General features: G+C 47.0%; 1 protein-coding gene. It reads right to left on the reverse strand.

Translation table 11 applies throughout. From position 1 onward, the window contains the following. Positions 1–585 (reverse strand): NAD(P)-binding domain-containing protein (locus tag AC1DWN_RS34980; RefSeq protein ID WP_477563380.1); only part of this gene is annotated, 585 nt, incomplete at both ends.

Raw genomic sequence — 585 nt, forward strand, 5'->3', positions numbered from 1 at the left:
CTTTAAGCAGATGATACGCTTCACCAATGAGCTGCATATCGCCGTATTCAATGCCGTTGTGTACCATTTTGACATAGTGGCCAGCGCCTTCTGCTCCAATATAGGTGCAGCAAGGTTCACCGTCTACTTTGGCCGAGATCGCTGTCAGGATTGGTTCAACCAGCTCGTAGGCGTCTCTTTGACCACCTGGCATAATTGCAGGACCCTTAAGTGCCCCCTCTTCACCACCCGAAACGCCAGCGCCAATAAAGCGGAAGCCTTGCGCTTGAAGGTCTTTGTTTCTGCGCTGTGTATCAGGGAAATACGCGTTTCCACCGTCAATCAGAATATCTCCTTGATCTAAGTATGGCACCAGTTGATTAATCGTATCATCAGTAGGTTGACCCGCTTTGACCATGATGAGGATTTTTCGAGGCGTTTCCAGCGATTGGACGAATTCCTCCACACTGTAAGTGCCTACGAAATTTTCCCCTTGTGCTTCCAATAATAGTTCATTCGTTTTCTCAGCTGAACGGTTGTATAGGGCAACTGAGAATCCTTTACTTTCAATATTCAAAGCTAGGTTCTTACCCATTACGGCTAAAC

It is taken from the genome of Paenibacillus sp. P4_A7, from assembly GCF_056402455.1.